Origin of the sequence: Polaromonas glacialis, from assembly GCF_000709345.1 — a bacterium.
GTDB classification, from domain to species: Bacteria; Pseudomonadota; Gammaproteobacteria; order Burkholderiales; family Burkholderiaceae_C; genus Polaromonas; species Polaromonas glacialis.
The window spans coordinates 1-1,662 of record NZ_JMDZ01000043.1 but is presented as its reverse complement, the minus strand read 5'-3'; the positions used below and the strand labels follow the sequence as shown (position 1 = coordinate 1,662).

The 1,662-nt window shown below is 65.6% G+C and carries 1 protein-coding gene; it reads right to left on the bottom strand.

The genetic code is table 11. The annotated features are described in order from the left end of the window. On the bottom strand, nucleotides 1-1,662 hold a 1,662-nt coding region (locus tag EC86_RS0100215), incomplete at both ends, for an electron transfer flavoprotein-ubiquinone oxidoreductase (RefSeq protein WP_036771550.1).

The following is a 1,662-nucleotide window of genomic DNA, read 5'->3' as shown; positions in this document are numbered from 1 at the left end:
TAGTTCGGCCCGCCGCCGCCCTCTGGGGTGACCCAGACGATGTTTTGCGTCGGGTCCTTGATGTCGCAGGTCTTGCAGTGAACGCAGTTCTGCGCGTTGATCTGCAGGCGGTCTGTGTTGTCGGCGTTCTTGACGTATTCGTACACCCCGGCCGGGCAGTAGCGGCTCTCGGGGCCGGCGAACCGGGCCAGGTTGATGCTGACCGGCACGCTGGCGTCCTTGAGCGTCAGGTGCGCGGGCTGGTGCTCCTCGTGGTTGGTGTTGCTGATGAACACCGACGTGAGGCGGTCAAAGGTCAGCTTGTTGTCCGGCTTGGGGTAAACGATGGGCTGGCACTCCGATGCCGGCCTGAGCATCGCGTAATCGGGCTTGTGACGGTGGATCGTCCACGGCGGGCTCTTCACGCCGATGCGCGGCAGCAGCCAGTGCTCGACGCCCGTCATCAACGCGCCCACGTACAGGCCCTTCTTGAACCACGACTTGAAGTTGCGCGACTGGTTCAGCTCTTTGGCCAGCCAGCTCGCTGCGTACGCCTCGGGGTAGCTGCCCAGTTCATCATGGTGCCGGCCTGCCGTCACGGCTTCGTACGCCGCCTCGGCCGCCAGCATGCCCGTCTTGATCGCCGCGTGGCTGCCCTTGATGCGCGCCGCGTTCAGATAACCCGCCTCGCAGCCGATCAGCGCGCCGCCGGGAAACACGGTTTTTGGCAGGCTCAAGGCGCCGCCGGCGGTCAGTGCCCGCGCGCCGTAGCCGATGCGCTTGCCGCCCTCCAGGTATTTGCGGATCGCCGGGTGCGTCTTCCAGCGCTGCATTTCCTCGAAGGGGCTCAGGTAGGGATTGCTGTAGTCCAGCCCGGTGACAAAGCCCAGCGTGACCTGGTTGCCATCGAGGTGGTACAAAAAGCCGCCGCCGTAGGTGTCGCTCGTCATCGGCCAGCCGGCGGTGTGAACGACCAGTCCCGGCTGGTGCTTGGCGGGGTCGATTTCCCAGAGTTCCTTCACGCCCAGCGCGTAGGCCTGTGGGTCGCGGCCTTCGTCCAGCTTGAAGCGGCTGATGAGCTGGCGGCCCAGGTGGCCGCGCGCGCCTTCGGCAAACACCGTGTACTTACCCAGCAGTTCCATGCCCAATTGAAAGTTCTCCGTGGGCTCGCCGTCCTTGCCCACGCCCAGGTTGCCCGTGGCCACGCCCCGGACAGAGCCGTCGTCGTTGTACAGCACTTCGGCGGCGGCAAAGCCGGGAAAGATTTCCACGCCCAGGCTTTCGGCTTGACTCGCCAGCCAGCGCGTGACGTTGCCCAGGCTGATGACGAAGTTGCCGTCGTTGTGAAAGCAGTCGGGCACGAAGAACGCCGGCGTTTTGGTCGCGCCGGTCTCGCTCAGGAACAGCACTTCGTCGGCCGTGACCGGCTGCGTCAAGGGCGCGCCCAGCGCCTTCCAGTCGGGGATCAGCTCGGTGAGGGCTCTAGGGTCCATGACCGCGCCCGACAGGATGTGCGCGCCGGGCTCGGAGCCTTTTTCGAGCACGACCACCGACAGCTCCGTGCCTTTTTCAGCCGCCAGTTGCTTCAGGCGAATCGCCGCCGACAGCCCGCCCGGGCCGCCGCCGACCACGACCACGTCGTAGTCCATCGATTCTCTAGGGCCGAACTGGGCCAGGATTTCT